This window comes from Streptomyces chilikensis, assembly GCF_001642695.1.
In the GTDB taxonomy this organism is placed as follows: domain Bacteria; phylum Actinomycetota; class Actinomycetes; order Streptomycetales; family Streptomycetaceae; genus Streptomyces; species Streptomyces chilikensis.
Genome location: NZ_LWCC02000142.1, coordinates 77,112 through 97,405 on the forward strand (window position 1 = coordinate 77,112; position 20,294 = coordinate 97,405).

The 20,294-nt window shown below is 69.5% G+C and carries 19 protein-coding genes and 5 pseudogenes; 7 read left to right on the forward strand and 17 right to left on the reverse strand.

The annotated features are described in order from the left end of the window. Nucleotides 1-212: 212 nt before the first annotated feature. The gene (locus A2U95_RS27745) at nt 213-782 is read left to right on the forward strand and encodes a hypothetical protein (RefSeq protein ID WP_166028013.1); all 570 of its coding nucleotides are present in this window, start codon (nt 213-215) and stop codon (nt 780-782) included. Between the two features lie 122 nt (nt 783-904). After that, nucleotides 905-1,669 (forward strand): IS5 family transposase, encoded by a 765-nt coding sequence (locus A2U95_RS27750; protein ID WP_166028015.1) that lies wholly within the window; start codon nt 905-907, stop codon nt 1,667-1,669. Between the two features lie 32 nt (nt 1,670-1,701). Here A2U95_RS27750 and A2U95_RS27755 read toward each other — a convergent pair whose 3' ends face one another. The 7 genes and pseudogenes from A2U95_RS27755 to A2U95_RS27785 form a co-directional block, all read right to left on the reverse strand. After that, nucleotides 1,702-2,301, reverse strand: a complete 600-nt coding sequence (locus A2U95_RS27755; RefSeq protein WP_166028017.1) for a hypothetical protein — start codon at nt 2,299-2,301, stop codon at nt 1,702-1,704. A 199-nt stretch (nt 2,302-2,500) separates the two neighbouring features. After that, nucleotides 2,501-2,674, reverse strand: coding sequence for a hypothetical protein (locus tag A2U95_RS27760; protein ID WP_166028019.1), 174 nt, complete (start codon nt 2,672-2,674; stop codon nt 2,501-2,503). 488 nt (nt 2,675-3,162) lie between these two features. Further along, nucleotides 3,163-3,354 (reverse strand): annotated as a pseudogene (locus A2U95_RS27765) (helix-turn-helix domain-containing protein); the annotation flags it as partial. 191 nt (nt 3,355-3,545) lie between these two features. Then, on the reverse strand, nt 3,546-3,752 hold the full coding sequence (locus A2U95_RS27770; protein WP_166028021.1) for a DUF397 domain-containing protein: 207 nt from the start codon (nt 3,750-3,752) through the stop codon (nt 3,546-3,548). Beyond that, a complete protein-coding gene (locus A2U95_RS27775; RefSeq protein WP_166028023.1) occupies nt 3,749-4,567 on the reverse strand; it encodes a helix-turn-helix domain-containing protein in 819 nt (272 codons plus the stop codon). The genes A2U95_RS27770 and A2U95_RS27775 overlap by 4 nt, the downstream gene beginning before the upstream one ends. Nucleotides 4,568-4,982: 415 nt before the next feature. Next, the gene (locus A2U95_RS27780) at nt 4,983-5,390 is read right to left on the reverse strand and encodes a hypothetical protein (protein ID WP_166028025.1); all 408 of its coding nucleotides are present in this window, start codon (nt 5,388-5,390) and stop codon (nt 4,983-4,985) included. A gap of 50 nt (nt 5,391-5,440) precedes the next feature. After that, a complete protein-coding gene (locus A2U95_RS27785; protein ID WP_166028027.1) occupies nt 5,441-6,190 on the reverse strand; it encodes a hypothetical protein in 750 nt (249 codons plus the stop codon). A gap of 157 nt (nt 6,191-6,347) precedes the next feature. Here A2U95_RS27785 and A2U95_RS27790 point away from each other — a divergent pair, with 157 nt between their 5' ends. Then, nucleotides 6,348-6,740, forward strand: coding sequence for a hypothetical protein (locus tag A2U95_RS27790; protein ID WP_240958249.1), 393 nt, complete (start codon nt 6,348-6,350; stop codon nt 6,738-6,740). 300 nt (nt 6,741-7,040) lie between these two features. Here the strand turns inward: A2U95_RS27790 and A2U95_RS27795 are convergent, their stop codons facing one another. Beyond that, nucleotides 7,041-7,517: a hypothetical protein gene (locus A2U95_RS27795; protein WP_166028031.1), complete on the reverse strand. Its 477-nt coding sequence runs from the start codon at nt 7,515-7,517 to the stop codon at nt 7,041-7,043. 197 nt (nt 7,518-7,714) lie between these two features. Here A2U95_RS27795 and A2U95_RS27800 point away from each other — a divergent pair, with 197 nt between their 5' ends. Next, nucleotides 7,715-10,678 (forward strand): NACHT domain-containing protein, encoded by a 2,964-nt coding sequence (locus tag A2U95_RS27800; protein WP_166028033.1) that lies wholly within the window; start codon nt 7,715-7,717, stop codon nt 10,676-10,678. A gap of 168 nt (nt 10,679-10,846) precedes the next feature. Here the strand turns inward: A2U95_RS27800 and A2U95_RS33610 are convergent. Further along, a pseudogene (locus A2U95_RS33610) lies at nt 10,847-11,099 on the reverse strand (hypothetical protein); the annotation flags it as partial. Next, on the reverse strand, nt 11,096-11,500 hold the full coding sequence (locus tag A2U95_RS27810) for a VOC family protein (protein ID WP_240958252.1): 405 nt from the start codon (nt 11,498-11,500) through the stop codon (nt 11,096-11,098). The pseudogene A2U95_RS33610 and the gene A2U95_RS27810, both read right to left, overlap by 4 nt. A gap of 105 nt (nt 11,501-11,605) precedes the next feature. Here A2U95_RS27810 and A2U95_RS27815 point away from each other — a divergent pair. After that, nucleotides 11,606-11,998: pseudogene (locus tag A2U95_RS27815) on the forward strand (barstar family protein); the annotation flags it as partial. Nucleotides 11,999-12,050: 52 nt separating this feature from the next. On the opposite strand, the gene A2U95_RS27820 reads toward A2U95_RS27815, so the two are convergent. Continuing rightward, complete coding sequence (locus A2U95_RS27820; protein ID WP_166028037.1) at nt 12,051-12,551, reverse strand: hypothetical protein; 501 nt, start codon at nt 12,549-12,551, stop codon at nt 12,051-12,053. A 405-nt stretch (nt 12,552-12,956) separates the two neighbouring features. On the opposite strand from A2U95_RS27820, the gene A2U95_RS27825 reads away from it, so the two are divergent. Continuing rightward, the gene (locus A2U95_RS27825; RefSeq protein ID WP_166028039.1) at nt 12,957-15,290 is read left to right on the forward strand and encodes a beta-L-arabinofuranosidase domain-containing protein; all 2,334 of its coding nucleotides are present in this window, start codon (nt 12,957-12,959) and stop codon (nt 15,288-15,290) included. A gap of 23 nt (nt 15,291-15,313) precedes the next feature. On the opposite strand, the pseudogene A2U95_RS33065 reads toward A2U95_RS27825, so the two are convergent. From A2U95_RS33065 to A2U95_RS27855, 6 genes and pseudogenes are all read right to left on the reverse strand, one after another. Beyond that, nucleotides 15,314-15,511 (reverse strand): annotated as a pseudogene (locus tag A2U95_RS33065) (type I restriction endonuclease subunit M); the annotation flags it as partial. A 234-nt stretch (nt 15,512-15,745) separates the two neighbouring features. Then, nucleotides 15,746-16,162, reverse strand: a complete 417-nt coding sequence (locus A2U95_RS27835; RefSeq protein ID WP_166028041.1) for a YeeE/YedE thiosulfate transporter family protein — start codon at nt 16,160-16,162, stop codon at nt 15,746-15,748. Then, entirely contained in the window at nt 16,162-16,812 is a 651-nt protein-coding gene (locus tag A2U95_RS27840; RefSeq protein WP_166028043.1) for a YeeE/YedE family protein, read from the reverse strand. The genes A2U95_RS27835 and A2U95_RS27840 overlap by 1 nt, the downstream gene beginning before the upstream one ends. Then, the gene (locus A2U95_RS27845) at nt 16,809-17,342 is read right to left on the reverse strand and encodes a hypothetical protein (protein ID WP_166028045.1); all 534 of its coding nucleotides are present in this window, start codon (nt 17,340-17,342) and stop codon (nt 16,809-16,811) included. The genes A2U95_RS27840 and A2U95_RS27845 overlap by 4 nt, the downstream gene beginning before the upstream one ends. A gap of 477 nt (nt 17,343-17,819) precedes the next feature. Next, nucleotides 17,820-18,095, reverse strand: a pseudogene (locus A2U95_RS27850) (transposase); the annotation flags it as partial. A gap of 75 nt (nt 18,096-18,170) precedes the next feature. Next, nucleotides 18,171-18,524 carry a hypothetical protein gene (locus A2U95_RS27855; RefSeq protein WP_166028047.1) on the reverse strand — a complete coding sequence of 118 codons (354 nt, stop codon included), beginning with the start codon at nt 18,522-18,524 and terminating at the stop codon, nt 18,171-18,173. A gap of 406 nt (nt 18,525-18,930) precedes the next feature. On the opposite strand from A2U95_RS27855, the gene A2U95_RS27860 reads away from it, so the two are divergent. Further along, nucleotides 18,931-20,292 (forward strand): bifunctional o-acetylhomoserine/o-acetylserine sulfhydrylase, encoded by a 1,362-nt coding sequence (locus A2U95_RS27860; protein WP_166028049.1) that lies wholly within the window; start codon nt 18,931-18,933, stop codon nt 20,290-20,292. Nucleotides 20,293-20,294: the final 2 nt, after the last annotated feature.

The window sequence follows — 20,294 nt, forward strand, 5'->3', positions numbered from 1 at the left end:
TATAATATAGAGGACCATCCATGTAGGGCTTGAAATCTGCATGCATGCCGACCTTCCTGCTCCCGAACCAGACCCCTTCTTTTCACGAGGGCGCTCTCGGGATGTATTCCCTAACTATTTCCGGGGATTGATAATGCCAAGGTCGGCCCCTGTGGTCGACAGTGCGAAGCCGACCGACCGCATTCACCCACCCAAGTTCTTAGGGGAATGCAATGAAATATCGCATAAAAAGGCGCTTCATCAACTCCGGAGCCGCCCTCGGCGGCAGCCTGATTTTTGCCATCGGTGTCACGGCTGGCGCTCCTGTCCCGGCCAGCGCGACAGGCTCTGCTGGTACCGCATCGTCCATCGTCTGCACAGTCGTTTCGCAACCCTCTCAGACGGTGACGGTGCGTGTCGTGAGGTTGACGGAGTTCAAGCAACTGGAAGGCAAGCCCGCTTGGGTTGATGCCGAGCAGCAGAGGCTGCTGAACTCCGTCTGGCAGTTCAATCCGGACGGCACATTCGCCTGGTCGACCGAGGGTATGAGCAATGAGCTGCTCCCCATTCAAGGAACGTACACGGTTTCAGGCTCCCAATGGAGCTTCACGGGGTATAACTCCATCGCTATCGGCGGGAGCAGTACTTTTGTCGAGATCTCCGGAACCTTCGACGTTTCACGCTCTACGATGACGCTGGCGGTCGCGTCCGGAGCTGGTTATGGGGCGGTGGTCAATGGACAGGAGTTCGGCTCCACCGCGAGCAGCGCCTACCAAGGCGCGATGGACGTGACAACTGAGTGAACCGTTTTCATCCCGTCCTGCCGGGGTGATGGCGCAGGTCAGCGGGGTGGTGCGACGAGGCGAGGCTCCTGGTCGTTGCGGTGGTGTTCTCTACGCACCACGCTTCGTCCAAGGAGCCTCGCTTGGTCCCGTATCGTGCCACGCTCGACGTCCCGCATGAGCTGGTCGAGCATGTCTCGTGGCTCATCCATGCCCGAAGGTGTGAACGCGGCACGCGCCGGCGCAAGCTGGTCTGCTTCCACCAGGCCCTGCTGGCGCTGGTGCACCTGCGCAAGAACGAGACGCTGCCCCAGCTCGCGGCGGGCTTCGGGGTCTCCACCGCGACCGCCTGGCGCTACGTGGACGAGACCCTCGAGGTCCTGGCCTCCTGGGCGCCCGGCCTCCAAGAGGCCCTCGTCGGCCTGGGCGAAGGAGAATTCGTCATCGTCGACGGCACCCTCATCCCCACCGACCGGATCCGCGCGGACCAGCCGTACTACTCCCAGAAGCACCGCAAGCACGGCATGAATGTCCAGGTCGTCGCACGTCCGGACGGCACCCCGCTGTGGTTCTCCCGCGCGACACCGGGCCGCACCCATGACCTGACCGCGGCCCGCGCCCACGGCATCGTCCAAGCCTGCCTGACCCGGCAGATCCTCGTCCTCGCGGACCGCGCCTACCAGGGTGCCGGCGCCACCTTCCGCACCCCGTACCACCACCACAGCGAACAGCCCGAGCACTACCAGCGGTTCAACCGCGACCACGCCCGACTCCGAGCTCCCGGCGAACGCGCCTTCGCCCAGCTCAAGACCTGGCGGCTCCTGCGGCGAGCCCGCTGTCCCACCCGGCGCATCGGCACAGCGGTCCAAGCCGTCCACACCCTGCTGACCTGCACATATTCAGAATGAAAACGGTTCACTGTGCGCCTTCGGGCGCGAGATCAGTCGGCCAACTCCGTCACGCTGATGTCGCGGAAGGTGACATCAGCGTTGAAGACGCGCAGGAAGACGCCCTTGCCGTTGCAGTTCTGAGGGAGGAGGCTCACCCCACTCCCCTTGCTTCGGACAGCGGGGTACTCGCCCAACCGGACTCCGTCATCCTGGGTAAGCGCAACCTGGCCGTCCTGGTATCGGATGCTCCAAACGTGGGTGGCTCCCTCGCTGTCGATGCCTTCGACTGGCTCGCCCGAGTTCACCTCCGGATAGTGCTGCACCGAGTGAGCGGGAAAAACTTCGCGCCCTTCCTTGCGGAACGCGTACTGCAGGGAGAAGCCCTGGGCCTCGGAGCCGGTCCAGGAGTTGCACACCCCCAGCCCGTACCCGTACCCCCAGACCGTGCCCTCTTCCTGCTCCACGGCCCGGTGCAGCGTCGCCTCGACACGTACCTCGAAGGGGCATCCCCTGTTGGGGACGGGTATGTCCAGGCCGGCCCAGCCGTAGCCGTCATTTCCCAGCCGGTAGGCGCCGTCTCCTGACGTGATGGTGTGCCGCGCGGTGTCGGACACCCTGACACGCGGTTCAGCCTTCATGCCCTGCGCCAAGCAGCGCCTGGTGGGCATCGGCCGGGGAGGCTTCGAAGGGGTGGATGATTCGCCGTAATAGTGCTTCTCTGTCTTGCAGTACTCGACTCCACTGCACGCCACCTGATCGCCGCCGTGGCCTCCCCGGATCTGGAAGACTCTGCCGCAACCGACAAGCAGAGCGGCAACCGTGACGAAGGCCGCGGCCAGACGGTACGGCCTATTCACAGGTGATGTCGCCGCTCTGGATCTGGTCGCCGCCGTGGTCCTCCCGCTCCTGGATCACCGAACAGTTGGAACCTGCATCGGCGAGGACCTGCACCCCTCCGGCCACCAGAGTGGCGGCCGCGGTGACTCCCCCCACCCACAGGCTGATCTTCGACGCCGTGCTCATTGCCATTGCTTCCCCTACTCGCGTCAGAAACGTTCAAGCAGGCCCCCCTGCCAGCGCGAGCATAGGCCGGTTATCGGCTACTCCTGTTGCGGTTGTGGCGCAGTGTGGCGGTTTATCCGGCCTGTGTCTAAGTTGTGACAAATGGGTGAGCCGCAAGGGCTTGGGGCCCGTCACTAAGGGCTGCGCAGCGGTTCTGGTGAGCCTCAGCAACGAACACTCCGCCGGCGACAGGCCACAAACCGGCACCGACCGCTGCCTCCTGCAGGGACACGTCACCGCGGTCAGGACATCACCGCCGGCCCTGGCCGGCAGCAGCGGATGCCGGGTGCGCTCCTGCGGCCGCGGCAGCGCAGCGACCCCTTCGAAGTGGCCTCCGACCTCGGCGGCGGCCTGCCACAGCAGACTGTCCCCGACCCGTGCGCCCTGCCACGACTCGTCCAGCCGCGCAGCCGCCACGAGCAACAGGCCCGCCCCCGGACCCACAGCCCGCCGGGCGCCCGGCGGGCGAGGTGGCCGACGACGGTGGTGACGTAGGCGTGGACGGTGCCGACGGATACGCCGAAGCCGGCGGCGATCTGCGTGAGCGGGTCGTGCCGACGGAAGTGGATCAGGGCGACGGGAGCACGCTGGTGGGGCGGGAGCTTGCAGCGACGGTCACCCTCACGGGTGGCGATGAGCATGGTTACCCACTCGACCAGGGCGTGAGGCAGGTCGAGTGAGACAAGACAGGGAGCCAACGAGGCTCCTGGTCTGATGAGGTGAGACGTCGAACACCTCTCTCAACGGCACAGGTGCCTCGTGCGTTGCGGGATGCCGACCGGTCACCCGATCAGTGGCCACACTGAAAGATCTCACTGTCCGGACGGTTGACTCACACCGCCGCAAGCAACGCCGACCACGCCGCCGAGCCGACCTTCAGCACGGGCCCGCCCCGCGCTACCTGCTTCGAGTCACGCACGTGCACGGCAATGGCCTCCACAGCTACCTCAACGCATTCGCCGCCCGCGCCGCTGCTGTAGCTGCTTGTGAACCAACGCAGCTCCGGGCAGGGCTGGCGGATAGCGTTTTCCGTGTTCATAGGTCTCCCAACAGCTTTTGTACGAAGATCAGTGACTTCGAAGGCGTGAGGCCCTGCGCCCGCAGAATGCCGTACCTCTCTTCGAATCCCCGGACCATCGGCCGCTCACTGTAGAGGTGACTGTGTTCGTTCACCTCCACATAGGCGATCCTCAGTGCCTTGCGCGTCTCCATCAAGGTGAACGGACCGCCCATCCCGGCATGCTGGCGCCGGTCGGTCGGCATGACCTGAATCTCGACGTTGCGCTGCTGGCCGTAGAGGAGAATCTGCTCAAGTTGAGCCCGCATCACCGCGTTCCCGCCCAGTGGCCTACGCAGAGTGCTCTCCTCGATGACGAAACTGATCGTCGGCATGGGCCTGCGCGAGAACAACTCCTGGCGAGCCAGCCTGGCGGCTACGCGCTGGTTCACGGTCTCCTCGTCCAGGAGAGGGCGCCACATCTCGAACACCACCCGCGCGTACTCCTCGACCTGCAGCAATCCCGGCACGGCCTGGTTGGCGTACACGTGCAGTTCGACCGCCTCCGCCTCCAGCTTCGCCGCGTCCCGGAAAAAGGCGGGATACCGTGCCCGCGCCACTTCCTCCTTCATCACTGTCAACAGCCCGCCGGCCTCCAGCACCGAGTCCGCCCGGTCGATGAGCTCCGGCCTGGGGATGCGCCGCCCCACCTCCACCGACGCGATCATGTCCTCGCCGTACCCGAGCTTCGCGCCCAGCTCCGCACGCGTCAGTCCCCGGTTCGTCCGCAGCAGCCGCAGTTGCTGCCCGAAGCACCGGAGGATGCCCGTCTCGCCCTCACCACTGTGAACCGTCACCGGCGACCTCACCTCGCCCACCCGCACAGAGGCGCCCGCCCCTCGACCCGCCGCGGGCACCCGTCCGTCACTCCGGGCCCACCCTAGGGACACGCACCACGGCCTTCCCGCCGTTTCGGGCTGCATCCCCCGTACTGCGTACGGGTGTCCGCCCGTACACGTTCCCGCCGTCGGTGGGGACCGGTCACCGCCGCGACGCCGGAGCACCCGTGCAGTTCACCACTGCTCCGGGAACGAGACCGGCTCGCCGCAGGGGCCGGTGCACCTTGCGGTCACGTTCTCGGACGCCCATCGCCCCATGGTGCACCAGGGCCCGGCTTCTCCGAAGCCGCTACCGGCACCGGTCCGGTCATCCCGTCGGCGTCCTCATCGAGGCGGGTACCGGGATCGTCACCAGGAAGCCGTGGCCGGATGCCTACGGCCGGCGCGCCCCGGCCACGATCCGGTGTGCGTACTCGTTCTCCGGGGCGATGTCCTGGACCGCTCGCCAAGCCTCCTGCATCCGATTCGTCCCGCACAGCAGTCGGACAAGGACGTACAGGGCTCCGAGGTCACCGTTCTCGGCGCGGGTGCGCAGCGCCGCGTCCCTGCCCTGCTCGCCGAGCGCCCTGTTGAGGCTCCGGCGGGCATGGACGTCCGTGAGAGCGCGTTCGGCGAGTTCCGGAAGCCGCCCCGCACGGGCAAGCAGATCCATGTGCCACAGGTGGTTGTCGTGTGCGTCGGGATCGTCGGAGTAACACTCGGCGCGGGCGCTCACCAGCGCGATCGCCACGTCCCACTGCTGAAGCCGTTCCGCCGTCCGGGCCTGCTCGAGCCGATCCACAGGACGGAGTATGGCGTGCTGCCGCGCTGGAAGGCGGAGGTTTCCGCACCTCAGGGAGTGGGTGAGGCCTGGGTGAGTGACATCCAATCCCGGACCGTCTCCTGGTGCGAGCCGCTCGCCGTGCTCGTGGCCACTGTCTCCGCGTCCTCGGCGGAGCACGGCGTGCCCGCGCGGGTGAGCAGGGCGAGCGGCCACTCGGGGCCCGTGCCGGCCGGTTCTCCGTCGAAGGCGGTCCAGTCCCAGGGGCCGTCGAACCGCCATGCCCGGTCGGCGGCGTCCGCGACCTCGTCACCCGGGCGGAGACACGCGTACGGACGCATCAACAGCTCGAAGGCGAAGGGGATCCCGTCGCCCGGCTGGATGCTGTAGCCCGTGCCGTCGAGATGACTGCCGTCCGGGAACTCGCGATAGGACAGGCCACGGGGCAGCACGCTCACGGTCAGACGGGGACGCGGCAGCCAGCCCGTCTCGAGCGGAGGGTCGTGGTGGTCGACGGCCGTCACGTGCACCACGGTCGGCGGCACTCCGACCCGGCAGACGTCGCCCGCCTTCAGCTGCTCGGGCGGCGGGTCCGTACGGAACAGCTCCGCCTCCACCTCGGGGGCGGCGCGCCCGCCACCGTCCACGCCCAGGGCGACCACCCCGTTCCAGTGCAGGAAATCGCTGCCGGTGTCGATCTCCCACCAGGGCCACCGCACCGACACGCAGTCCCACGTCACGCCCCGCTCGACCCGGGCCGGGGTGAAAGGACAGGAAACCGACAGCACGTCACCGACCCGGAAGTCCCCCGCATCCCTCATCCGGTCAGGGTAGACCGGCCCCCTCGGCGGTCCACGCGGGGCCTGGCGGCCAGGACGCCCTTCAAGCTCGTGGACCCCGGCCTCCCGAGGCGACCGTGACCGTAATCGTGGCCTCGGAGCATCGGTTCCGCGGCGTGACGTCATGGATGATGAGGCGATGTTCGTCCGCACGGAGAGCCTGCGGCAGACCCGGCAGCACACCCTGGTTCAGGTTCACACTCCCCTCGGGTCCGCCGTGGTGCGCTGGGGCGGTGATCCGGGAGAAGCCGACGGCCGTCACCTCGTCGAATGGACCGTCGACGAGGACGTCCACTGGGGCCGGAACACCCAGCCGGCCACCGCCGCCGAGCCGGGACTCCGGCAGGAGGGCGACCGGGTGCACATGACCGGCCGCCTCCGTCCGACGGACGACGGTGCCGCCTGCCTCCAGATGGGCCACTGGCCCGTGCTGCTCGATCTGGCATCTGCCGTTCCCAGCGGGCCGGGCGGTTCCTGGGTGCGGATCAGCGTCGGATCGGAGAACGTCGCCCTGTACCCCTACCGGACCTGACCCGGCCACCCTCAGAACGCCGGCCCGGCAGGCCGCGCCCGTGGACGATCCCATCGGCACCCAGGCGCCACGTCGTCGACCGCACGCGCCGGTCGGCGCGGTCGAGGAACCGGAGCGCGTCGTACCGGAGCCGGCCGGCCACCGCCGCTCGGTTCTCGCAGACATCGACCGGGCGAGGGCCGAGACACCAGGGCGAGCAGGAACCTGCCTGCGGAGCCGGTTCACCGCGGCGAGATCCACAGCCCGCAGCCGGGCACGTCCGCCTGGCCCGGGCTCACCACGCCGTGATCCGCCGCCGGCTCAGCCGGCGCCGCCGGTCGGGCTGTCCTGCCAACCGGGGAAGGTCAGCTCGTCCTCGCGAACCGCCCACACCGGCCGCTGCCCGGACGGCGGCCCGGACAGGACCCGCACCTGCTGGGGGCGGTATTCGTCACGCGCGTCCTCGACGCTGAAGCCCGCCGACACGAGGACCTGGGCCATCGCCCGCATCATCGCGGCCTCCACCGCACCGGAATGCCGCAGGACCGGCTCGTCCAGCTGTTTCAGCCGAATCGCACGGGTCACGCAGTTCCGCAGGCGCGGGCTCGTCCGCCAGTCCAGGAACACACCGCCCCCCGCGTCGTCACCGTGGTCGACGTCCACCACGGCACCACCGGCCAGGACCGGGTCGAGGCCCGGCGCGACCACGGGCAGGCCCGCGGCCGCCAGCTCGTCGCGCACCCACCGGGCGAGCTCCTCCCTGGCCGCGGACTCTTCAGCACCCACTCGTTCGAACATTCGCTCAATCTAGGGCCCGTCTTCACAGATCACGGGACAGGCACCGAGACCTCCCCAGATCTCCGACGGCTCTTCCTCGGACGCCCGCCCCGACTCGCAGGTCGGGCTGCGCCGTTGCACGTGACGGGTTTCGCCCCGGAGACTGACAGCCAAGTGCAGGGGGAAGCGGCTCAGGCCGCTGTCACTCAGGGGGACGCTTGAGCATCGAAGCAGCCATCGCGGGCCGACTGGCCGGTGTCGTCGCCGGGCCCTTGGTGGGGCGCCTGCAGCGGGAACTGGCTCGCCGGGGGCGAGCCAGAGGGAGCCTCGCGCACGCCCTGGACCGGATCGCCGCCCCGGACGGGCGGCCCGTCTCTCCGACCGCCCTCCTCAACGAACTCCCGCACGGGGTGAACAACCGCGACGTGCTCAGCTGCATCGAGACCCCGGAGTTCAGGGCTCTCGCCCAGCAGCTGATGGCTGTCGAGATACTCGACGGGGACCTGAGGGCAGCGACGAAGATCAAGTTCGCTTTGCGGGACCTCTTCAGGGAAAGGTTCCCGAACGCGGATGTCGCCGCCCTCAACAACTACTCGGAACTCCTGTTCGTGCATCTGCACCGCAGGTGCGAGGGGCTGGTCCGCGAGCTTCGTACCGCGCTGAAGGACGAGTCGCAGGCCATCGACTGGGCGCACGCGACCCTGGCGCGAGCCACCGCGGACTCGATCGAGTCGTACCTGGCGGTCCTGGCCCGTCCGCACAGGCTGAGGCCGGAGGGCCGCGACGAATGGACGCAACGCTACCGAAAGGCTTTCTCGCTGCACGAGGAGATACCGCTTCCCGACCTCGGGAACCGCCGCCGGATTCACTACAGTGAGATATTCGTGCAGCCCAGACTGGCACACGGACAGACGGGCGACTGGACCTCCTTCGACGACTTCGTCGACTCCATCGACCGGACCGTGCTCCTGGGCGACCCCGGGGCCGGGAAATCGACGAGCAGCGCCATATCCGCATCACTGCTGTTCCAGCGGGGCCGATCGATACCCTTCTACGTGGTGATGCGTGAAGTCGACTTCACTGCCTCGGGGTTCTCCCTGGTGCGGGTGGTCGAGGAGCAGCTGTCCCATCGGTACCAGATCAAGGTCCCGGAGGGACTCGTCGAGGAGCTCCTTCTCGAGGGCTCCGCGCTGCTGGTCTTCGACGGCCTCGACGAGGTGCAGTCCGCGAGCCTGCGCCGGAGATCCTCCGAGATCATCGAGACGGCAAGCCGCCTGTACCCGCTGTCGCGTGTTCTCGCCACATCCCGGATCGTCGGATACAGCTCGGCGAGGCTGAATCCCGTGACCTTCCACGAGTACCGCATCCAGCCGTTCGACGACGGGCTCGTGCTGGAGAACGGTGAGGTCCGCGCCTACGTCTCCAAGTGGTTCTCCGTCGGATCGCGTCTGCCGGAGCCTCCCGGCCAGGTGGCCGACGCGTTCATGAGGGAGAGCGCGAGCATCCCCGACCTGCGCTGCAATCCACTCCTGCTGGCCTACATCTGCGTGCTGTACCGGGGGCACCGGTTCATACCGCGCAGCCGGGCGCAGCTGTACAAGAAATGCGCGGAGCTCCTTCTGGCCGACTGGGACAACTTCCAGGGACTTCCGGTCGACAGCGAAACGGACCTCGACACCGTGCGGCACACCCTTGCCGCGCTGGCCTACCGGTCCATCACAGACCCCCAGTGGCTGGCGGGCATGCCGGAGGCCGACGTGAAGGCGGTCGCCGCGGCGGCCATGTCCGACGAGTTCGTGCCCGCACACGAGGAGGCGCGCCGTCTGGCCGAGGATCTCGTCGACCTGTGCCGTGGACGTGCGTGGATCTTCACGGAACTCGGAACGGAGCTGGACGGCTCGGGAATCTTCGGCTTCACGCATCAAAGCCTCCAGGAGTACTTCGCGGCCCTTCACCTGGCGCGCAACAGCGGGACTCCCGAACTGCTGGCCGATCGTCTCCTGCCCGAGCTCATGGGCGGACGATGGGAGATCCTCGCCCAGATCTGCATGAATCTGGCGGACGAGAAGTGGGCCGGCGGGAGCAGCCGTGTCGTCACCCGGCTGCTGGAGCGCGGGCAGACGACGGAAGGTGACGGTCTGCGGACCCTCGTCGAATTCATGGCCCGTAGGCTCGACGTCGTCAAGGTCAACGTGGCGACCATGCGACTCCTCATGAGACTTGCCATCGAGAGCTACCTGTCCACCGGTTCCGGGGAGCTCCGCGAGTTCCTGTCGCCCTCGGGCCCCTATCCGGAAGCGGCATGGGCGGCTTTTCAGGCGGTCGCCGAGAGCCGGCTGACCCTGGAGGCGGACAGGGGGACACGCCACGGGCTGGCCGTGGCGTGGCTCGTGGCGAACGTGCACTACCTGCCCGCGTCGCCCCATGACCGGCAGGCGGTGGACGTCCACGCCGGCCCCGTCAGAGCGCATCTCGACTCCGTGGAGGGTCTGCGGAAGATCGCACTGAACGCGCTGCACCACTCTCCGGCCGGGTGGGCTCTGTCTCTGTACACGGCTGCTGCCGACATCCGGACGCTGGCGAGCCCACAAGCCCGGAGGGCCGCCGGACCTCCCGACGCCGCGCACAGCAATGTCCTGTCCGTCATGCTCGACACGGCAGGCACCCCCCACTCGCTGGGACCCGTCTCGCCGGCCGCGTGGATCTTCGACATCCTCGGCGGTACGGGTACCGGTGCCGACCAGAGGTGGTACGGACGGGCCCGCGACGCTCTCGCCGATCTCGCCGCGATGCTGGGCGACCCGATGGACACCCTGGTGAATCTCGACATCCCACGGCTGGACGACCGGTTCCTGGAGTACTGGAACACCTACGGTGCCGCCCGCTGTGACAGGGCCGTTCGGGAGTTGTACGAACAGTCCGGTGGTGCGGACCGAGGCGGGAGTCCCGCCCTCACCGGGCTGGTCTACCTGTGCATGGGACTCATGGAGCTGTTCGAAGAGGCTTTCACCGCACAGGTCAGGTACCCGCTGTCGCTCGCCCTGCTGGCCAAGGCCCGCCGGGAGGACTCGCGGGTCCTGGCGCCACTGCTGCCACGACTCACGTACCCCGCCCGCCGGTTCGTGCAGAACTGGTCCAAGGGCAGTCACATCTGGAACATGGACAGAGCGGAGGTATCCTGAGGGCTCGCGCACGGTGGCGGGTGAGCCGCGGGCCGAGGCGGTGTTCGAGCCGGCCGCACACGACCCGGTGCCGCATCAGATCACGTTCGCCCTGCCGACTGCCTCGCGTAGCCGTTCGCCGGTGGCGTGCTGGTTCCGCCAGGAGCTGTTGGTCGGTGTGGAGACGGGTTCGGCGTTGAAGCCGTGGATCACGTCCCGGACCCGGTCCGCGCTGGTGAACGTCACCTCGGCGTTCTTCGCCACGGGCACGCCCTGCGAGGACAGCGGCATCACCTGCGCCCGTCGTCAGGTCACCACCGGTCCGCTGCCTCTACGGATGATCCGCAGCAGGCGCTGCCCCTTCATCGTCATCGTTCTCGCGGACGCGCACACGTTCACCACCCGCACAGTTTTTCGGCCGAGGGGGTTGAAGCGGCGTCAGTCCTCCGCGTCGGCCGCCTCGACGGCCGTCAGTGTCACGGTGCCGTCGTCCGCGACCGACCAGCCGGGGTTGTGGCACACCTCCCAGCGGTGGCCGTCGGGATCGGCGAAGTAGCCGTGGTAGCCGCCGAACGCCGCGCGCTGCGGCTCCTTGAGGACAGTCGCTCCTGCCGCACGGGCCCGTTGCACGGCCACGTCCACCTCGGCGGGTGAACCGAGGTTCTGGGCGAGGGTGAAGGGCGTGCCGGCTGTTGCCGGATGTCCGGTGTCGGTGCCGAGGTCGGCCAGCGGGAAGAGCGCCAGGGCCAGTCCCTTGCCGATCTGGTAGAAGACGATCTCGTCCAGGTCGAGCAGCGGTGTCCAGCCGAGGCCATGGGTGTAGAACCGGCGGCTGACGTTCAAGTCCTCGACACCCAATGTCACCAGGTTCACCTGCTGGTTCATGAATCACCCCGTGCGCCGGTAGGAGATCGCCGTCCGGCCTCAACGCTACCGCCACGACAGGGCGAACGTTGCGTCGTCGAACGCTGCTTCAACCGGCTCAAGCAGTTCCGGGCCATCGCGACCCGCTTCGACAAACTCGCCGCCCGCTACCGGGGCCAGGTCCTCACCCTCGACGGCCGGGACATCGTCGACGAGGAGAGCTTCCACTGCGCGCTCGGCGAAGCCGTCGACGGACCCTGCGGCTACTTCGGCCGGAACCTCGACGCTCTGGACGACTGCCTGCGGGGTCGCTGGGGCGCCACCGCGCCGTTCACCCTGCACTGGGACCACTCGGCGGAGTCCAGGGCCCATTTCTCGAGGCCCCGGCCGACCCTGCAGGGCGACAGCGACGTCGTTCCGTTCCCCGTCGTCCTGGAGATCTTCGCCGAGCGCGGTGTGGACGTCGTGCTCCGGTGACGACACTCCGCCACGGCCACGGCCACGGCCGCTGCCACGGGCGGCGCGACGGTCAACGGCCCAGTTCGGGGTACCGGGTCCGCTGGTAGGGCGACAGCTGGGAGAGTCCCAGCTCACCCGCGCCGCCGCAGATGGGGCAGATGCGCCGCGCGGCGCACTGGGGGCGGCGGCTGCGCCCGTGCGGCTCACTCGGCAGCCACCCGCGGCCCCCGCAGCAGTCACAGGCGCCGAGACCGTCGCATTCGTAGCAGAGCAGGTGGCCGGGCGTGAGGGTCGCGGACCTCCGCACCGGTTCCGGCCACCGGAACTCGTGCGGCTCGTACAGGGCCGTCACCGGGGTCTGCCCGAGGAACAGCACGGTGGAGCCGTGGGCGTCCACCCGGACCTCGATGCGGTTGCCGTCGGGGTGGCGGGCGGTCAGGTCATACCTGTCGCCCGTGTCGTCGGTGGCCCACTCGAGTTCCGCGTACTCCCGCGGAAGGAGCGGGCCGGGGCCGGGAGCGAGGTCCTCGATCGACTCGCCGATCCGCGCTGCCGGCCGTCGGCATGTCAACCGTCCGGGCGCGAACCAGTCGGATCTGGACGCCGCTCGGATATGTGAGCGCTAACATGCCGTGACCGCTGAGCTGGAGCGATGCAGCTCCCTTGTGCTGCATGGTCGCCCTCGTCTCACCATCCTCAGAACTCTGCCCGGCGCACGACTCTTGCTCCGTGGAACTGTTAGCGCTCACACTGACTGCCGGACGCCCCGGCGTGCCTGAGACCGTTCGCAGGCGCGGCGGAGAGTGCCGTCATGCGCCGCGCCGCCTGCCGGCGGACGGCGGGCCTCGCCGACTCCTCCCGGGCGTCGTTCCGCTCCCGCGACAGCCCCACCTTCCGCGTCATGCCGTGACCACCGGACCCCCGGATCCCCCGGGTCTCCGCCAGGAGACCACCGACCAAGGAATGAGGTTGCACGGTGTCCTTACCCCTCAGCAGACGGAGCCTTCTGCGGACCGCCGGGGCGGCGGCCGTCGCGTCCGTCGCCGAACCGCTCCTGGGCGGCTCACCCGCGCAGGCCGCCGTCCTCCCACCCGTGCGTGCCGACATCGGGGTCCTGGCCCGCCCCTTCGAGCTGGGCCGGGTCCGGCTGACCGCGAGCCGGTGGCTGGACAACCAGAACCGCACACTGAACTACCTGCGGTTCGTCGACGTCGACCGGCTGCTGTACAACTTCCGCGCCAACCACCGGCTCTCCACCAACGGGGCGACGGCGAACGGCGGCTGGGACGCTCCGTCCTTCCCCTTCCGCACCCACGTGCAGGGGCACTTCCTCACCGCCTGGGCGCAGGCGTACGCGGTGACCGGCGACACCGTGTGCCGGGACAAGGCGACCCTCATGGTCGCCGAGCTCGCCAGGTGCCAGGCCAACAACGCCGCGGCCGGGTTCGGCGCCGGATACCTCTCCGGGTTCCCCGAGTCGGACTTCACCGCGCTCGAGCAGCGGACCCTGAACAACGGCAACGTGCCCTACTACGCGATCCACAAGACGCTGGCCGGCCTGCTGGACGTCTGGCGCCTGATCGGCAGCAACCAGGCCCGTGACGTGCTGCTCTCCCTCGCCGCCTGGGTCGACCGGCGCACCGGCGCGCTGAGCACCACGCAGATGCAGGCGATGCTGGGCACCGAGTTCGGCGGCATGAACGACGTGCTGGCCGATCTGTACCAGCAGACCGGCGACGCACGATGGCTCACGGCCGCGCGACGCTTCGACCATGCTTCGGTGTTCGACCCCCTGGCGGCCGGCCAGGACCGGCTGAACGGACTGCACGCCAACACCCAGGTCCCCAAGTGGATCGGCGCGGTCCGGGAGTTCAAGGCCACCGGCACCACCCGCTACCGGGACATCGCCGCCAACGCCTGGAGGATCTGCGTCGGCGCGCACACCTACGTCATCGGCGGCAACAGCCAAGCCGAGCACTTCCGGGCTCCGAACGCCATCGCCGGCTACCTGAACCAGGACACCTGCGAGAGCTGCAACACCTTCAACATGCTGGACCTCACCCGGGAGCTGTTCACGCTCGACCCGGACCGGGGGGAGTGGTTCGACTACTACGAGCGGGCCTGGCTGAACCATATGATCGGCCAGCAGAACCCCGCCGACTCCCACGGACACGTCACCTACTTCACCCCGCTCTCGCCGGGCGGCAGGCGAGGCGTCGGCCCCGCCTGGGGCGGCGGTACCTGGAGCACGGACTACAACTCGTTCTGGTGCTGCCAGGGAACCGGCCTCGAGATGCACACCCGGCTGATGGACTCCGTGTACTTCCACAACGGCGACACGCTGATCGTCAACATGTTCGTGCCCTCGGTGCTGGACTGGTCGCAGCGCGGCATCACCGTCACCCAGACGACCTCCTACCCGGTCGGCGACACCACCACCCTGCAGGTCACCGGGAACGCCGGCGGCACCTGGCCAATGCGCATCCGGATCCCCGCCTGGACCACGGGCGCCACCGTCAGCGTCAACGGCGCCGTCCAGAACATCGCGACCACACCCGGCGGTTACGCCACCCTCACCCGCGCGTGGAGCGCGGGGGACACGGTCACGGTCCGCCTGCCCATGCGGGTCGTCCTGCGTGCGGCCAACGACAACCCGGACGTTGCCGCGGTCACCTACGGCCCGGTCGTCCTGTCCGGCAACTACGGCAACACCACGCTCACCTCCCTGCCGCGCCTGGACACGGCCACGATCAGACGCACCGGCGGCACCTCGCTGGCCTTCACCGCCACGGCCAACGGCTCCACCGTCACCCTCGGACCGTTCCACGACGCGCACGGCCACAACTACACCGTCTACTGGAACACCGGCGGCGGATCAGGCACACCGGGCGGATCCGTCCGGCTGGTCAACGCGGCCAGCGGCATGGTCCTGGGCATCCAGGACATGTCCACCGCGGACGGCGGCCGCGCCCTGCAGTGGGACGACTCGGGCACGGCCGACCACGACTGGGAGATGATCGCCGACGGCGACGCGGTCCGCCTCCGCAACGTCCACAGCGCCAAGGTGCTGGGCGTGCAGAACATGTCCACGGCCGACAACGCGACCGTGCTGCAGTGGGCGGACAACGGGACCGCCGACCACCGGTGGACGCTGCTGGCCCAGGGCGACGGGACCTACAAGATCCGCAACGTCCACAGCGGCAAGCTCCTCGGCATCGCCGCCAACTCCACCGCCCGGGGCGCCTTCGCGGTGCAGGCCCCCGACGACGGTTCCGCGGACAACCGCTGGCGCGTCGTGAACAACACCTGAGGTCGGCGCCACCTCCCGGCCGGTGCGGCCGACCGTGCGGCCTGCTCGATCCGTGCACGGTGGGCCGCACGGGCCTCCTCGTCGGCCGGCCGCTCGTACTCGGGGCGCAGCCCGGTGCGGCCGTCGAGGCCCTCGCGCAGGATGCCGGCGTGCCCGGCACGCCGGACGGTCCCGCCGAGGACATGGACCAGGACGGCGAACAGGTTGGTGTCGGCATGGGGCGCGGAACACCCATCCGCTCCTCGGCCGCCGCGAGCATCTCCTCCGTGGCCGGCCCGGGCAGATCCGCGTAATCGGCCGGGGCGTGCTCCCTCAGCAGATCCATCACCCGGGGCCAGCTCTCCACCGCACCCATGTCCCCGCCGCCCTCGCTGCCTGCCTGGCGCCCCGTACGACCGCGCGGGCACCGTACCTCGCGGACCGCTGCCCGTGCAGCGTTCACCGGCCGGCGGCGGTCACAGCGCGCAGGAGCCCCGGTCGACGTGGAAATACCGGGCGTTCGCCCAACGGCACAGCCGGACACCGACGACGATGCCGGCGATGGTGACCAAGGCGGGCAGGTACCCGCCGGCGACCTGGATGACAGGAATCGCGGGGCACCCGCCCGAGATCGCCCATCCCGTGCCGAACAGCACCGCGCCGGGGACCACGCCGCCGTGGATCCGCTCCGGCGTGCGGCGGACCCGCAGCACGGCGAAGGCGCACACGATGATCACCACGGCGCCGGCGAAGGAGAGGAACATCCGCAGGTCCTGGAAGGTGAACATGCGGTTCAGCTCGGCGTAGTCGCCGAAGCCGATGTTGGCGACGGTGAAGCCGAGGGCCAGACCGGTGACGACGGTGGCCAGCAGGATCGCGCCCCGAGTACGCATCAGATCACCTTCCACAGGATGAACGACACCGCGACGGCGGTGCCGAAGAACACGGCGGTCGCCAGGAGGCTCACCGGCCGCAGACGGCCGCACCCGTTGAGCCCGTGGCCGGAGCTGCACCCGCCCGCCAGCCTCGTGCCGAAGCCGACCAGCACGCCTCCCGCGAACAGCAGGACGGTCATCATGACCGGATCGGCGGTCACCAGGCTCCGGAACCCCGGGCCCATGTCGAGGCGGAGTTCGAACCGCCCTGAGGTGACCGCGGCGATCAGCCCGCCGACGAAGACCGATATCAGCAGGGCTGCCTGGGTGAAGAGCGGCGCCGGTCGCCCGCTCGTGGCCGCGGGACGGTCACCCGCCGGCGGTTCGACGTCCACCTGGAGCGTTCCCGGCTGTCCGTACGGGAGCTGCCGCACAGGGGACGGGCCGGGGCCGAAGTGCTCCGCGGTGGCCGCGGCGAGCGCCTCGGCGAGCGCCCGGTCGTCGGCGAACTCCTCGTCCATCCGCTCGAGGCGGCGTTCGCGCCGCCAGTGCACCACGCGGTCCCACGCGGAGGACACCCCGAAGGACCTGTCGGTGGCGAGGGCGTGGTAGACGGTGACCAGGGCGAGCCCGACGGCGCCCGCCCACCAGGGCCAGTAGGTGGTCATGCGGGTCGACTCATCCAATCGGTCAGGCGGGCCCACAGGCCACGCTTCGGGCGGGACGCGCGCGGTGCCTGCTGCGCGGGCCGGGCGTGATGCTGGGGGATGTGGGGAGGCGGTGACGGCTGGCCGAGCGTGAGCGGCACCGACGGAGCCTCCGTCGCCCACGGCGTCACGCTCTCCGGAGCCGCGACCCGATGCCCGGAGGGCGCGGGCGGGGCGGGCGGCCGGGCCGACGGCGGCTGTGCCCCGTACGCGCCCTGCGGTGACCACGGCTCGTGCCGTACGGCCTGCGGTGGCGCCTGCCCCGAGGCGGGTGCGCAGGTCCAGCCCGCGTCATCGGCGTTCTCGAAGTGCCGCGCCTGTGCCCCGTTGGGCAGCAGGCTGATCGGCACGCGCTCGCCGGTCAGCGACATCTTGTAGCGCGCGCAGCCGCGCCACTGGTCGTTGCTGTCGCAGTAGTAGTCGCGCCAGCCCCGCAGGCTCTCTCTGAGCAGCGGGAACAGGGGGCACCCTGTGGCGTGCGAGCAACCCACGTCGCTTCCTCCGATCGGCCGCGCCACCCGTGCGGAAAGGGCGGCCGCCGTTCTCGATTTCATGCCTTCGCCGAAACTGAGGCAGGCCCTGGTTTATCCGACCGGCGCGATGGAATCACCGTTCCGCATTCCAGGCAACTTCCGGCGAATTTTTCGCGCTCGGCTCGCTCGACAATGCCGAGTGAGTTGTGCCATGCGCCGCCCATGCCTCCTTGTCTGCCCATGTCGGGACATTCACGGGCGGCGGCGCAGCCGTTCAGGGTGTCGCGTGGCACCGGGGGCGGCGTTCGTGTCGGTGGTGCGCCCGTTTTTCGCGGGGACGGTGAGCGTGTGAATTGCCTTGTGGTGAAAGCGTGAATTCACGTGTGAAGAAATCGTCAATCTTCCGTGCGCCGAATGCAGGCACCGATCACCCGGCAGCCGTACACCGACGCAACGGCCCACCGAGCCACCGTGGCCATGGCAGCCCTCCTGTCACAGCAGGTTGGCCTTCTGGTCGGCTCTTCCCGGGATCACCGACCGGATGCCCCGGCGCCGCAGTGTCCGGCGGATCGCCCGTGCCGGATACGCCTTGTCCGCGATGACCGTGTCGGGTCTGCGACGCGGCCGCCCGACGCCGGACCAGGGCACGCGCACCGCGTCCAGGACGGCGTCGAAGGCGGTGGAGCCGTTGACGTTGCCGGGTGCGACGAGGACGGCCAGGGGCAGGCCCCGGCCGTCGCAGGCGAGGTGGACCTTGGTGGTCAGCCCACCGGGGCCATCCGTCGTCCGCCGGTGGCGGGGATCGACCATTCGTCCCCGGGGAGTTCCTCCCGTCCCTGACATGCCTCATTCGGAGAAGGTGCTCCAGCGGAATCCGTGTTCCAGCAGGGGTGTCAGTGTCCCTCGGTGAAGCGCGGCGAGGTCCAGGATGGTCCTTTCCTCGTCGCCCTGGACGCGGGCGAGCAGTCCCGGCGCCACGAGGAACCGCTCGTCCGCGCAGGCGAACGGACTCAGCGGCACGGGCCTCAGCACGTTCCGTGGAGGGACGAAGCGCTCGGTCGGCATGGCGTGGGTGCGTGCGCCGTAGGGGGCGGAACCCATCGCGTCGTTGAGGGTGAACCGCAGGAGGAACCGGCTCAGCGGTTCCTCTTCGGGGATCGCCTCCGCGTCCGGATCGTAAGGGTCCTCGGTGAACCGCACGGTGGGATCGGTTCCCGCTTGGTCGTCGAGCGGCCACGGGACGGACCAGTCCTTCGCGCCTCAGCACCATTCGGCGAGGGTCAGCCGGTCGCCGAGCGAGCAGGAGCCGCTCCCCCACGCGTCCGATGCGTGAGACACCCTCCCCTTCGGTCTGGCGCGCGCTCACCCCTGTGTGGTTGCCTGGCTCCATGACCGTGCTCGTGACCCGCCGCCACGTTGACTACGTGCGTGTCACCACCACGGGCTGTTCCGCCGTGAGCTGATCGCCCTCCGGCGTCCGACCAGGCTTTTCCCACCGCGTCGCGCGGACCGCTGCCGTTTTCCGGGCACGCGCTCCCCGCCTGCGGTTCCTTCGCCTTCCCCTTCCCGTACCCCGCGCATCGCCGTACCCGTACAAGGGAGAACCATGAGCCAGCCCATCGACTCCGTCACCGCCGGCCACACCCCCGACGACGAGCCCGCCGGGCCCGACACCCCGGCCTGGTCCTTCGAGACCCAGCAGGTCCACGCCGGCGCCGTACCCGACCCGACGACCGGGGCCCGTGCGACGCCGATCTACCAGACGACGTCGTTCGTGTTCCGCGACACCCGGCATGCCGCCGACCTGTTCTCACTGGCCGAGCCCGGCAACATCTACACACGCCTCCACAACCCCACCCAGGACGTCTTCGAGCAGCGCATCGCCGCGCTGGAGGGCGGGGTCGCGGCGGTGGCGCTGTCCTCCGGCCAGGCCGCGGAAGCCCTGGCGATCCTGACGCTGGCGAGTGCCGGGGAACACATCGTCTCCAGCGCCTCGCTGTACGGCGGCACGTACAACCTGTTCCGGCACACGCTGCCGAAGCTGGGCATCGAGGTGTCCTTCGTGGACGACCCGGACGACGCCGGGGCCTGGCGGGCGGCGGTCCGGCCGAACACCAAGGCGCTGTTCGCCGAGGCACTGGGCAACCCCCGCGGCAACGTCCTCGACGTGCGGGCGGTCGCGGACGTCGCCCACGAGGCGGGCGTGCCGCTGATCGTGGACAACACCGTGCCGACCCCCTACCTGCTGCGGCCGATCGAGCACGGCGCGGACATCGTCGTGCACTCGGCGACCAAGTTCCTGGGCGGTCACGGCACGGCCCTCGCCGGTGTCGTCGTCGACGGCGGCACGTTCGACTTCGGGGCGCACGCCGACCGGTTCCCCGACTTCACCGAGCCCGACCCGAGCTACCACGGCCTGCGGTACTGGCCGGCGCTCGGCCCGGGCGCGTACGCCGTCAAGCTGCGGGTGCAGCTGCTGCGCGACCTCGGTCCTGCCCTCTCCCCGCACTCCGCCTTCCTGCTCCTGCAGGGCGTGGAGACGCTCAGCCTGCGCATCGAGCGGCACTCGTCGAACGCGCTGGCGCTCGCCGAGTGGCTGGAACAGCGCGACGAGGTCGCCGTCGTCCACTACCCGGGCCTCCCCTCCAGCCGCTGGTACGAGGCCGGGCAGAAGTACCTCCCGCGCGGCGCGGGCGCGATCGTCTCCTTCGAGCTGCGGGACGGCATCGAGGCCGGCAAGCGGTTCGTGGACGCCGTCGAGCTGTTCAGCCACCTCGCCAACATCGGGGACGTGCGCAGCCTCATCATCCATCCGGCCTCCACCACCCACAGCCAGCTCGACGAGGAGCAGCTGGCGGCCTCCGGCGCCTCGCCCGGCCTGGTGCGCCTCTCGGTCGGCATCGAGAACCTCGCCGACCTCAAGGCGGATCTGGAGACCGGGTTCCGCGCGGCGAAGGCCGCGTCCTGAAC